The sequence below is a fragment of the Bradyrhizobium sp. genome (genome assembly GCF_004799445.1).
In the GTDB taxonomy this organism is placed as follows: domain Bacteria; phylum Pseudomonadota; class Alphaproteobacteria; order Rhizobiales; family Xanthobacteraceae; genus Bradyrhizobium.
The window spans coordinates 1-12,752 of the sequence record NZ_SSNA01000064.1 but is presented as its reverse complement, the minus strand read 5'-3'; the positions used below and the strand labels follow the sequence as shown (position 1 = coordinate 12,752).

The window sequence follows — 12,752 nt, the reverse complement described above, 5'->3', positions numbered from 1 at the left end:
CAATTGATCGAAGCGAATGCCGTAATTGAGGGTGAGCTGCCTGGTGAGCCTCCACTCGTCCTGCACATAGGCGCCGAGATTCCAGCCCAGCAGCGAATGGGAATCGTCGATGGTGGACGGCGTCGGCGAAATCGCTCCGGTCGTTGGATCAACCGGAAGCACGGTGGCGACGTTGGCGCTATTGGTCTTCTCCGCGGTCACCATGTAGCCGAACCGGATAGTATGCCCTCGGTTCAACTCGTAAGACGCGTCGAACTGGTTGCCGTACATCTGGCTTGCGCGGGTGACATCCGAAGCGATGTTGTTGAATGCGAGGTCGCCCGGCACGTCGGGAATGAAATGCACCTGGGCGTAGCGGGAAAATACCGAGAACTGGCTGTCGATCACATCGCCTTTGGTCTGCAGCGCGACCATATTGAAATAATACTGGTCAACCTCGTGTTCATTCAACGTCGACGAGCTCAGATCAGCGGGTCCGAAATCGCCGAGCGGCATCTGATTGGGATTGGTAGGGATCTGGAACGTGCTGTAGGCGGCGCCCGAAATCACGCTCAGACGCGTTGAATCGTTGAGTGCCGTCGAGACATAGGCGAAGAATTTACCCTGATCGGTGTGATCGTGCAGCGCATTGACCGATGAGGTCGTGTTTTCGATGCCGAGGTTGTTCCAATTGCCGCGGCCGGAGAAAAAGTACTGGGTATTTTCGACGCTGCCGCCATAGTCGAAACTCGGCGTGATCGTCGAGTTGCTACCGCCATAGATACTGACGCTGCCGCCGGGCGTGGAAAAGGCCCGGCTGGTGATGTCGAGGACGCCAGCGGTGCGAAGCCCGTACTGGGCCGGCAGCGTGCCCGTCAGCAGCGACAGGCTGCCGATGAAATTGGTGTCGATCGCCGGACCCAGACCCGAGACGCCCTCGGGAAGCACCAGTCCGTTGATGCGGGTCTGCACATTGGCGTATTCGCCTCGAACGTGAAAATTCGGGTTGGAGACGGCAGAGTCGTAATTAACGCCAGGAAATTGCAGCACCAGCTTGTCGACCGGGGTGTTGTCGCCTTGCGGCGCGCTTTCAATGGCCGCGCGGTCGATCGTCGTGGACGACGCGCCGAGCTTGGTCAGAACATGCTCCCGCGACGCATCGAAGCCCTGCATCTTGCGGTCCAGCGCCGCCTGCGCCGGTGTTGGAGCGCCCGCGCCGGCCACGGGGGCTTCCTGCGCCGGCTGGCCCGTGCGGCCGGTGCCAGCGGCCGAAGCCACCCGCGCTGGGGCCACGCGCTTTGCCGCCTCCCGCTTGGGCTTTTTCGCGGGGTCGACAACCACAATAGCCGGAAGATCGGTCGCGGCGGCGACCTGTGCCGAGGCGGCGTTGGGACCGCTCAGGCCAAGCAGGGCGCCGCAGGTGAACATGGCAGCCGAGCTTCGGGACAGGATGCTGTTTTGCCGGGGGCTGCGCCAGGCGCCATCGCTCAAGACATCCATGGCAAGACACTCAAGCGCCGGCATCGGTCCCTCAATTCGCGGAGATCAGACTCGCTGAAATGAGTGAGAACCAACGCTTCGCTGCGATATGCCGCCGATTGTCGAAAACCTCAAATGGAATAGGTCTAACGGCAATTTAGAATGGAAATAATCTAGAATGGAAATAATCCGGAAACATCGCGCGAACGATGAAAGCGAAAATCGCGGGTCCGCCGCCGGCGGTCTTGCAGATGCGGCCTCGCTGCGCAACATCGTCACGCCGGCGTCTGGCGACGCGCGGGTCTCAACGCAAAAGGACGGCCGCGAGGGCCGCCCTTATTTGTTCTTATTCGCAGAACCGGCCGTAGCCTCACTCCGCCGCGAGCTTCACATCAGGTGCGGCGGCGCGGATTTCAGCATCGACCACGCTCTCGAACTTGGCGAAGTTCTTCTGGAACATGCCGACCAGCGCACGCGCGGTCTTGTCGAACTCGGCCTTGTCCTTCCAGGTGTTGACCGGATTGAGAATTTCGATCGGCACGCCCGGCAGCGCGGTCGGCACCGCGAAGCCGAAATATTGGTCGGTGCGGAATTCGACATTGCGCAGCGAGCCGTCGAGCGCCGCCGTCAGCAGCGCGCGGGTCACCTTGATCGGCATCCGGCTGCCGGTGCCGTATTTGCCGCCGGTCCAGCCGGTGTTGACCAGCCAGCAATCGACGTTGTGCCGGGCGATCAGGTCGCGCAGCATGTTGCCGTAGACCGAAGGGTCCAGGGGCAGGAACGGCGAGCCGAAGCAGGTCGAGAACTCCGGCTGCGGCTCGGAGCCCAGGCCGCGTTCGGTACCCGCCACCTTCGCGGTGTAGCCGGACAGGAAGTGATACATCGCCTGCGCCGGCGTCAGCTTGGCGATCGGCGGCAGCACGCCGAACGCATCGGCCGCCAACATCACCACATTCTTCGGCTGGCCGGCGCGGCCGGTGCGCGAGGCATTGGGAATGAAATCGAGCGGATAGGCCGACCGGGTGTTCTCGGTTTTCGAGCCGTCATCGAAATCCGGCACCCTGGTGTCCTCGTCGAGCACCACATTCTCCAGCACCGCGCCGAAGCGCTTGCTGGCGGCGAAGATCTCAGGCTCGGCTTCCTGCGACAGTTTGATGCATTTGGCGTAGCAGCCGCCCTCGAAGTTGAAGATACCGTCCCTGCCCCAGCCGTGCTCGTCGTCGCCGATCAGCGTGCGCTTGGGATCGGCCGAGAGCGTGGTCTTTCCGGTTCCGGACAGGCCGAAGAAGATCGCCGCATCGCCCGCGGGTCCGACATTGGCCGAGCAGTGCATCGGCATCACGCCCTTGGCCGGCAGATAATAGTTCAGCGTGGTGAACACCGACTTCTTCATCTCGCCGGCATAATAAGACCCGCCGATCAGGACGATCTTGCGGGCGAAATCGATCGCGACCACGTTCTCGGAGCGCACGCCGTGGCGTTTGGGATCGGCCCGGAAGCTCGGAACGTCGATGATGGTCAGTTCGGGCACGAAATCCCTGAGCTCGGACATCTGCGGGCGGATCAGCAGCGTGCGGATGAACAACGAGTGCCAGGCGAGTTCGGTGAAGACCCGGGTCTTGATCTGGAAGCTCGGATCGGCGCCGCCGTAAAGGTCCTGCGCGAACAGCGTCATGCCTTCCGCGTGCTTGATGAAGTCGGTATGGAGCGCTTCGAACTGTTCCGAAGTGATCGACTGGTTGCCGGCCCACCACATGTTCTTGTCGGTGGTCGCATCGCGAACCGTGAACTTGTCCTTGGGGCTGCGGCCGGTGAAGTCACCGGTATCGGCGCACAACGCGCCATCGGCGGACAAAACCGCTTCGCCAGCGGAAAGCGCGTACTGGTAAAGTTGCGGCGCTCCCAGGTTCCAGTGCACCCGTTTGAGATTTTTTAAGCCGAATTTGTCGGCACCGAAGGCACCGTTGCGTATTCCCGTCTCTTGCACTGAAAACTCCTCCTAGAACCCGCGTAACTCGATCGCGCGAATGCCGCCAAGACGCGCCTGTGTCGCGGTGACCGTCAATTCAATATAGCCGTCCGGCCGTGGTCCGGCGATCTATTATTGGGGAACGCCACGCTTGCCAAGCCGATCCCTTGGTATTTGGTTTATTCCGAGGCGGGCCGTTGATCCGGCTCAAAATTGTATGCTGCAGCGCGGGCTGGACGGCATCAGCCGGGTCTTTTTCGCGCGACAATCGGCCGCGATCCTGGCCCATCCCCGCATCGCGACGTTATTGCAGCGCACAATCTGCTGAATTTAGTGGGCCGCTCCTTCGCCGATCAGGGCAAACGGACCCCAGAGCGCGGGGTAGGCATTTTTCGGGGATGAAGCGTCGTTGAGATAGCCAAGCATCGCCCGGCGCAGCGCCTCGGCCCGGCCGATCCTGGAATCGGATTTCAGAATATCGAAGGTCGAGGTCGTGAGCCGGGTCGCGGCTTCCGAGTCCACCGCCCAGTGCGAAACCAAGAGCGCCCTTGCGCCGGCATAAAAGAACGAGCGCGCCAGCCCCGACAGCGCCTCCGCGCCGGGCTTGTCGCCGGCGATCGTATTGCAGGCCGACAACACCACCCAGTCGGCGTTGAGTTTCAACTGCGCCACTTCGCTCGCCGTGAGCAGACCGTCGTCGAGTTCGGTCGGCTGTTTTGGAATGCTGAGCGCCAGCGATGGTTCGGCGAGGCCCTTGATGTCGCCGGCCACAAGGCCGTGGGTAGCGAAATAGACGATGCGATACTCGGAAAGCCGCGCGCGCTTGACCGTCGTCTCGCTGGCATCACCGCCGAGATGAATGTCGGAGGCGGCAGCACCGAGGTCTTTCGCGACCGCGTTCGGTTCATCGGCCGTATCCGGCAGTTGCGGCAAGGCTGCTGCCAGCCTCGCGCGATCGACCCCGGCGCCCTGCCAGAAGTCGGTATAGGCTGACGTCACCAGGGCACGCGAAGCCAGGTTTTTCGGCCTGCCGGCCGCGCGATCATCGCCGATACCATCCTGCGACGGGTTGAAGAGCGGATCGCCGAAGCCGGTCATTGGTTTGGTGCTCGGCGCGTTGCGCGCAAAAGCCCGCAGCGCCTTCAAGCTGGCGACCGACGGCAATACCGACACCGCCTGACGCTTGAGCAGCCAGCCGGCGTCGCGATAGCCGGCGAATGTTTCGGGGATCGCGGCGGGCGGCCTTTCCGTGACCAAGAGATGGAACGGCAGCGCCGTGAGCGCGCCCGAAGGCACGACCAGAAGACTGCGCTTGTCCTTCACGAGCGTTTCGACCGGACCCAGCAGCGTCGCATACAGTTCATGTGCAAGCACCAGATCGAACAGCCCGGACTTGCCCGAGGCAGCATTGGCTTTGCCGACATCTAGACCGCGGCGAAACGCGGCAACCTCTCCTGACAAAGCGTCCGCGCCAGGCGGCAGCGGCTTCCAGTCGAAACTCTCATGCGTCAGGGCAAAGACATAGCTCGCCTTGTCGGTCACCGAGAACAGCACCATCGCTTCATCGCCGGACAACAGCGCCTGAATCTCCCTGGCCGTCATCGGCAGCGGATTGGACAACGCGGCGTAGTCGGGGAATTCGGTCGCAAAAATCCTTTGCAGGCTGGCGCGCTCGGCGGCAATGGCGGCAAGCCGGTCCCTGCTCCGCTGCTCGGCAGCCGCGTCGCGCTTCGACCTGTCCTTCGAGACGGCGGCAATGATCGCCTTGTCCAGCGTCTCCGCCTCGCTGGCGAGGTCCTGATCCTTCCGAACCAGTTCGGCGAGACGATCGTTGCCGGCGGCCAGACGAACCGCCAGCTTGTTCACGGCGGACGCGGCCGACGACTGGGCGCCGCGCTGAACCACGTTGAGCGCGGCGTCGAGCGCCTTTTCGGTTGGCATCAATTGCTGCCGCTGCGGCGGACAGCACCGCCAGCGCCACGCGCGGCTGCGCGCGGCCATTTCCGATCATCCTTTCCACGATCGGCAAGGCATCACGGCTGCGGCCCTGCGTCTGATACAGCGATGCCAGATTGTTCAGCGACGTTGCGAGGTCGGGATGATCGGAACCGAGCGCCGCCTCGCGGATCGCCACCGCCCGCTGGTAGAGCGGTTCGGCGTCGCCGGTGCGGTCCTGCCTTTCATAAAGGTCGGCCAGATTGTTCAGCGACCGCGCGACGTCGGGATGATCGCGGCCGAGCACTTTCTCGCGGATCGAAAGCGACCGTTTGATCAGCGGCTCGGCGTCGGCGTAGCGGCCCTCAACCTTGTCGACCTGGCCGAGATTATTCAACAGCGTTGCGACCGCAGGGTGTTCCGGGCCGGCCGCCTTCTCGTAGATCGCAAGCGCACGCTTGAACAGCGGCTCGGATTGGTCGTGGCGTCCCTGTTTCTCGTAGAACGTCGCCAGATTGTTCAGCGACTGCGCGAGATCGGGATGGCCGGGCGAAAACGCCTTCTCGCGCATCGAGAGCGCCCGCTTGAACAGCGGTTCGGCATCGGCATAGCGTTCCTGTCGCTGGTACAAGGCGGCGAGATTGTTCAACTCGGTGGCCACCTCGACAGAATCGCGGCCGAGCGCCTTTTCCATCGTTGCGATCGCTCGCTTGAGCAGCGGCTCGGCCTCGGCGTCCTTGCCTAGCTCGCCATAGAGCTGCGCCAGATTGTTCAGCGCGCCCGCGACATCGCGGTCTGCGGGGCCTCGGGTTTTCTCCAGGCTTTCCAGCTGGCGCTGCGCCAGCGGGACGGCTTCGGAATATTTTCCGGCCCGGCTGAGTTCCGCGATCCTGGCGCTGGTTGCGGCCACCTCGCCAGCCGAGGACGGGGCCACGAAGCCGGCATTTCCAGACAGCGCCAACCAAAGCAGCAGAATCAATCGATGGCCGAATTTCATGACGCGCTCGCCTCACCCTTTGTTCGCGGCGAGCGAGCGCCGGCTATGGTTTCGCCCGCGCCTCTTCCGCCAGCCTGACCAGCATCTTCCGTAACTCTCCCGGCCCGGTGACTCGCTCCGGAAAATCCAGCCGTAAGGTGTTGCCGCCGGCCTGCAGGTCGATCCCGTCCGGATCGCACCCGGTGCAGCGCCAGTCGGCGGCGTCCGCCCCGAGCAGCTTGGTCGCATAGAGGTTAGTCGCGTCACGATGATCGGCGTTCATATGGTCGATGGCGCCCTGCTCGGCTTCCAGCAGTGCCGCGGCATCGGAAACATCGGTCAGGAACCGTTCCGGCTTGAGATCCACGATCCGCCCGAAACCGGCGACCAGATGCGTGCCGCTCGGCTGGATCCGGAAGAAGGAAAAATCCGCAAAATCGACAAAAGCTTCCGCCGACGGATGGGCGTTGAGGTAGCGCCGGCGCACGATCTCCAGATCCGGGCCCGCGGCCTGCTCAGCCCGGCCCGCCAGCATGATCCGTGCTCCCTCCAGCGGATCACCCTCGGCGCGCTCGTCCAGCATCAGGGAGACCCGGGCATCGCCGAACAGGTTTCGGGTGTGCACCGCCAGGCGTGAAATCAGCAGGATCGGCGAGCCATCGGGGTGGCTTGCGACATTCACCAGCGAACAATAGGGATCGCCGCTGCCGGCCATCAGGGTCGCCAGCGCCCCCTGCCGGCTGCGGCGGAGCAGCGACCGGGCCAGCCGGCCGGCGTCGAAATCAGCGGTGGGTTGCATGGGTCACCTCGGCACATCTCATTGCAATAAGGGCCTTTTCCCGGCAAAAATGGTATCTATATAGGCTGGAACCCGAGCATTTAACTCGATCGATTGCGGAACCCGTCACACTTCAGCCCAGCTTGCATTGCTCGTTGACCGGGTTCAAAGCCCACTTACGCGGCGTATCACCGGATTGCTCGCCGTTTCGGCCACCTAGTACCTGAAAGCAGGCTCATGCCCACAATCGCCTTGGTCGACGACGACCGCAACATTCTCACATCCGTCTCGATTGCGCTTGAGGCCGAAGGCTATCGCATCATGACCTATACGGATGGTGCGTCCGCGCTGGACGGCTTCCGCACCAGTCCGCCGGACCTTGCGATCCTCGACATCAAGATGCCGCGCATGGATGGCATGGAAACGCTGCGCCGGCTGCGGCAGAAATCCGATCTGCCGGTGATTTTTCTCACCTCCAAGGACGAGGAAATCGATGAATTGTTCGGCCTCAAAATGGGCGCCGACGATTTCATCCGCAAGCCGTTCTCGCAACGCCTGCTGGTCGAACGCGTGAAGGCCGTGCTGCGCCGCGCGGCGCCGAAGGATCCGACCGCCGTACCGAAGGAAACCGATGCCAAGGCACTGGACCGCGGCCTGCTGCGCATGGACCCTGAGCGCCACACCTGCACCTGGAAGAACGAGCCGGTGACGCTGACAGTGACCGAATTTCTCATCCTGCAGGCGCTGGCCACGCGCCCCGGCGTGGTGAAAAGCCGCAACGCCCTGATGGACGCGGCCTATGACGATCAGGTCTATGTCGACGACCGCACCATCGACAGCCACATCAAGCGGCTGCGCAAGAAGTTCAAGGTCGTGGACGACGATTTCGAGATGATCGAAACCCTGTACGGCGTAGGATACCGCTTCAAGGAAACCTGATCGGCGAGCACTTCACGCGCGGTTTGTTAACTGACGCCGCCGCGCGTCTGGGGTAGGATGCGACGGCAATACGCATCGCGGGACCTTTCGAAACAACCGGCGGTTTTGGCCATTGCTTGATCGAACGCAGCCTGATCCAAGCCTGAATGCAGAGGACGCCTCGTCCTCCGTCGTTCTGGATACCGTTGGCGCCGACAGCCCGCCGGTGCCGGGCTGGCAGCGGCTGGTTGGCTGGCTCCGCCGGATCGGTCAGTTCTTCTTCACGCTCAGCTTCTCCAGCCTGACGCGCCGCATCGTTTCGCTCAACCTCGCCGGCCTGGTCGCCCTGGTGGCGAGCATTCTCTATCTTTCGCAATTCCGCGCCGGCCTGATCGACGCCCGGGCGCAAAGCCTGCTGGTGCAGGCCGAGATCATCGCCGGCGCGATCGCGGCGTCGGCGACGGTCGAAACCAACACCATCACCATCGACCCCGACCGGTTGCAGGATCTGAAACCCGGTGAAACCTACGGTGCGCCGGACGAATATTCCGGGCTCGATTTTCCGATCAATCCGGAGCGCGTCGCGCCGGTGCTGCGCCGGCTGATTTCGCCGACCAAGACCCGCGCCCGCATTTACGACCGCGACGGCGGCCTCATCCTCGACAGCCGCAATCTCTACGGCCGCGGCGACGTGCTGCGCTTCGAATTGCCGCCGCCGTCGGTAGAGAAGCCGGGCATCGCCGAACGGACGATGATTGCGGTCCGGACCTGGCTCAATCGCGGCGATCTGCCGCTCTATCGCGAACTCGGGCCGGAGAACGGCAACGGCTACCAGGAAGTCGCGCAGTCCCTGAATGGCCAGAAGAGCAGCATGGTGCGCGTCAACGACCGCGGCGAGGTGATCGTTTCGGTCGCGGTGCCGGTGCAGCGCTTTCGCGCGATCCATGGCGCGTTGATGCTCTCGACCCAGGGCGACGACATCGACCAGATGGTGACCGCCGAACGCCTCGCGATCCTGAAGGTCGGCGGCGTCGCTTCCGCTGTCATGATTGTCTTGTCGTTGCTGCTGGCGAGCACTATCGCAGGCCCGGTGCGGCGGCTTGCCGACAGCGCCGAACGCGTCCGGCGCCGGATCCGGACCCGGGTCGAGATTCCCGATTTCACCCGCCGCCGCGACGAGATCGGACACCTCTCCGGCGCGCTGCGCGACATGACGGACGCACTCTACAACCGCATCGAGGCGATCGAGATGTTCGCCGCCGACGTCGCCCATGAACTGAAGAACCCGCTGACGTCGCTGCGCTCCGCGGTCGAAACGCTGCCCCTGGCGCGCAACGACAACAGCCGCGCGCGGCTGCTCGCGGTGATCGAGCATGACGTCAAGCGGCTCGACCGGCTGATATCCGACATCTCCGATGCGAGCCGGCTCGATGCCGAACTGCAGCGGCAGGATATGACGTCGGTCGATCTTCGCCGTCTCTTGACCGCGCTGGCCTCGGTCGCCAATGAAACAAGGCGCGGCAACAATATCGCCGTCGAGCTGCGCTTCGAAGGACGCGGGCCCAACGACACCTTCTCGGTACCGGGGCACGATTCGCGGCTCGGACAGGTGATCTCCAATTTGTTGTCCAACGCCCAGTCGTTTTCCGAGGCCGGCGGCAAGGTGCGGCTCGTCTGCCGGCGCGTACGATCGGAAATTGAAATCATTGTCGATGACGACGGTCCGGGGATCGGCGAAGATGCGCTGGAGCGGATCTTCGAGCGCTTCTACACCGATCGGCCACACCAGGGCTTTGGCCAGAATTCGGGATTGGGCCTGTCGATCTCCAAACAAATCGTGGAGGCTCATGGCGGACGCATCTGGGCCGAGAATCGTGCCGGTCCGCTCGGCGCGGATGGCCAAGCAACCATCGCCGGCGCGCGCTTTGTGGTCAGGCTTCCCGCGCCATGACGAACGCCGGCGGCGCCAGCGTCCATGCCTCCGCGGTGCTGGTGGGAAACCGCGCGGTGCTGATCCGCGGGCCGTCGGGATCCGGCAAATCGCATCTCGCCTTCGATCTCATCCTGGCCGGGCGCTCCGGGCAAATCGCGCCGGCCATGCTGATCGGCGATGACCGCGTCCACCTCGGAGCACGCGGCGGCCAGCTCATCGTCCGGCCGGCGCCCGCACTGGCCGGCCTGATCGAAATTCGCGGGCTCGGCATTCGCCGCTGCGACTATGTCAATGAAGCCCCTGTCGGCCTGGTCGTCGATCTCGAGGCCGCGGATGCGGCGCGGCTGCCAGCGCCCGAAGCGTTGCTGGCACACATTTCAGGTATTCAATTACCTCGAATTCCCGTAGGCAAGGGCTTTGCGCCGATCCCCCTGGTCATCGCTGCCCTAACCATGACCATAAGTTCACCTTCCACCGGGCTTTCAGCGGATTGTTCGAAGGGAATTGGTAACCATATCAGTCCCACTATCGCGACCGAATAGACCGGCGCAGGCTCCCTTCCCAAGCGTTATTTCCGGGAGAATCGCGAAGATCCCCTCTTGCGCGGGGGCTCTGGATGGTCAAAGTGGCGCGTTCGTGCGGTGCACCAAAAGGCACCCGCGAGGAGTTTCCGATGATTGGTCTAGTACTTGTGACCCATGGGCGCCTGGCCGACGAGTTCAAGGCGGCGCTGGAACATGTGATGGGTCCGCAAAAACAAATCGAAGCCGTCACGATCGGCGCCGAAGATGATTCCGATTTGTGTCGAAGCGACATTATCGAAGCGGTCAATCGCGTCGACAGCGGCGATGGCGTCGCCATCCTTACCGACATGTTCGGCGGAACCCCTTCCAATCTTGCGATCTCCTGCATGAGCCGCCCGAAAGTGGAAGTGCTGGCGGGGATCAATCTTCCCATGCTGGTCAAACTCGCCAAGGTCCGCGAAGAGCGGTCGCTCCCCGACGCCATCGCCATGGCGCAGGAAGCCGGCCGTAAATACGTGACCATCGCGAGCCGGGTTCTCGCCGGCAAATGAGCGACGACGCGTCGCCCGAGAATATTCCCGGGCCGAGGGTCCCGACAGGCGCGGTTTCCCGCGAAATTCCAATCATCAACAAACGCGGCCTCCACGCGCGGGCTTCCGCAAAATTCGTCCAGATGGTCGAGCGCTTCAATGCCGAGGTGTGGGTGACCAAGGGCGGTGAGACCGTCGGCGGCACTTCGATCATGGGGCTGATGATGCTGTCCGCGGGGCCGGGCACATCGATCGTGGTGTCCGCGATCGGGCCGGAGGCGCAGAGCGCGATCGATGCGATCACCGAACTGGTTGCCGGCAAGTTCAACGAAGAAGGCGCGTGAGCCTGTGTCCCGGACGCAATGCAGCGTGCAACGCTGCTCCGCAGAGCCGGGACCCATGGACCCCGGATCAGCAGCGCACCGCAAGTGCGCTGCGCAGCATCCGGGTAACGAACCAGCCTCGCTGTTGCTGGGAAAGTGAGAAAGCTACTTCGCCGGCGGCACGATATAGACCTTCCAGCTGATCGCCGGGCCGGGGTGTCCGTGGAAGAAGCGCTGCGTGGTGATCGTAACCTGCTCGGCGTCCTTGCCGTTGGCCGCCATCCAGGCCTCGCAGACCGGCAACCGCCCGTCCGACGTATCGCAGATGCCGATAAAGCCGAGCCGCCTGGCCTCCTCGAGCGAGGTCAACCCCGACGACCAGACTTCGCCCGGCGTAAACGGCGCCGGATGATCCGCACTATAAAACGTCATCGGCTCGCCGACCTCCGTGGTGCCGGCGACCACGGCCCAGCGCGAGCGAAAGCGCATATGCCATTCCTGCGTCAGTTCGCGGGCAAGCTGGGAGCGCGCGCCGTAACTCGCAGCGGCATTGGGATTTTCCGCCATCTCGCGGGCGGCGATGTAGGGTGAGGCGACCAGCGTGGCCAGCGTGAGCAGAAGCCAGATCGCGGCAATGCGAAACAGTGCAATCTTCGGCAGGCGCAGCGCGGGAATCGCAATCAGCGCCGGCGGGGTCAGAAAGAACAGCGAGATGCCCCAATCGGTCTTCATATAGACCGTGAAGAACAGGCCGCCGAGCGGCGGCCCGACCGCGACCACGATCTGGATGATCCAGATATTGAGCGCCTGCGACCTGTTCCCGCCGGCGTTCGCGCCGCGCGACCAGATCCGTGCCAACGCCGCCGACGGGCGCACCAGGCTCGTCCAGGCGAGCGCGAGCGCGGCCAGCGTCACCGGCACGGCGAGCAGCGCCAAATTATGCCCGACATAGCCGAGAACCAATTGCGCGCTCTGCGCGCGGCTCGAAAGCCCATAGACGTCGCCGGCATAGGTCAGCGGCAGGAAATCCACTTCCTTCAGCCACATCAGATGCGGAATCATCGCAAGCGTAGCCACCGCAATCGCTACCCATGGTGCCGGCGAGCGCAGGAACTTGAGCCGGTCAGGATGCATCAGCGCAGCGAGGCCGACCGCGCCGATCATGGTCAGCACCCAGTATTTCGTCATCAGCGCCAGCGCGCCGGCAAGGCCGAGCCACAGGCCGGAGCGCGCGGTGCGCTTCTCGAACGCATGCAGATAGGCCAGCACCACAAGCGGCAGGGTGACGAGCTGCAGCAGGTCCGGATTGTACTTGAAGCCCTTGAAATTGAAGATCGGATAAAGCGCGAGCAGCATCACGATGAAGAATGCGCGGCGGTAGTCCACCACGCGCAGCGCGATCAGCCAG

9 protein-coding genes and 1 pseudogene are annotated in these 12,752 nt (G+C 63.5%); 5 read left to right on the top strand and 5 right to left on the bottom strand.

The genetic code is table 11. The features are described from left to right. From E8A46_RS08920 to E8A46_RS08905, 4 genes and pseudogenes are all read right to left on the bottom strand, one after another. On the bottom strand, positions 1-1,503 hold a 1,503-nt coding region (locus tag E8A46_RS08920), incomplete at its 3' end, for a TonB-dependent receptor plug domain-containing protein (protein ID WP_291559576.1). 325 nt (positions 1,504-1,828) lie between these two features. Beyond that, positions 1,829-3,445, bottom strand: coding sequence for a phosphoenolpyruvate carboxykinase (locus tag E8A46_RS08915; RefSeq protein ID WP_291559574.1), 1,617 nt, complete (start codon positions 3,443-3,445; stop codon positions 1,829-1,831). Between the two features lie 312 nt (positions 3,446-3,757). Then, positions 3,758-6,359 (bottom strand): annotated as a pseudogene (locus tag E8A46_RS08910) (CHAT domain-containing tetratricopeptide repeat protein). A gap of 43 nt (positions 6,360-6,402) precedes the next feature. Beyond that, the gene (locus E8A46_RS08905) at positions 6,403-7,137 is read right to left on the bottom strand and encodes a DUF2470 domain-containing protein (protein ID WP_291559572.1); all 735 of its coding nucleotides are present in this window, start codon (positions 7,135-7,137) and stop codon (positions 6,403-6,405) included. 216 nt (positions 7,138-7,353) lie between these two features. Here E8A46_RS08905 and E8A46_RS08900 point away from each other — a divergent pair, with 216 nt between their 5' ends. From E8A46_RS08900 to E8A46_RS08880, 5 genes are all read left to right on the top strand, one after another. Further along, on the top strand, positions 7,354-8,055 hold the full coding sequence (locus E8A46_RS08900; RefSeq protein ID WP_029587720.1) for a response regulator transcription factor: 702 nt from the start codon (positions 7,354-7,356) through the stop codon (positions 8,053-8,055). Between the two features lie 112 nt (positions 8,056-8,167). Continuing rightward, the gene (locus tag E8A46_RS08895; RefSeq protein WP_291559567.1) at positions 8,168-9,985 is read left to right on the top strand and encodes a sensor histidine kinase; all 1,818 of its coding nucleotides are present in this window, start codon (positions 8,168-8,170) and stop codon (positions 9,983-9,985) included. Next, positions 9,982-10,509, top strand: coding sequence for an HPr kinase/phosphatase C-terminal domain-containing protein (locus tag E8A46_RS08890; RefSeq protein ID WP_291559566.1), 528 nt, complete (start codon positions 9,982-9,984; stop codon positions 10,507-10,509). The genes E8A46_RS08895 and E8A46_RS08890 overlap by 4 nt, the downstream gene beginning before the upstream one ends. A 131-nt stretch (positions 10,510-10,640) precedes the next feature. Beyond that, positions 10,641-11,042, top strand: coding sequence for a PTS sugar transporter subunit IIA (locus E8A46_RS08885; protein WP_024509305.1), 402 nt, complete (start codon positions 10,641-10,643; stop codon positions 11,040-11,042). After that, positions 11,039-11,365 (top strand): HPr family phosphocarrier protein, encoded by a 327-nt coding sequence (locus E8A46_RS08880; RefSeq protein ID WP_291559556.1) that lies wholly within the window; start codon positions 11,039-11,041, stop codon positions 11,363-11,365. Before E8A46_RS08885 ends, E8A46_RS08880 begins: the two co-directional genes overlap by 4 nt. Positions 11,366-11,509: 144 nt before the next feature. Here the strand turns inward: E8A46_RS08880 and E8A46_RS08875 are convergent. After that, positions 11,510-12,752 (bottom strand): glycosyltransferase family 39 protein (locus E8A46_RS08875; protein ID WP_291559554.1); only part of this gene is annotated, 1,243 nt, incomplete at its 5' end.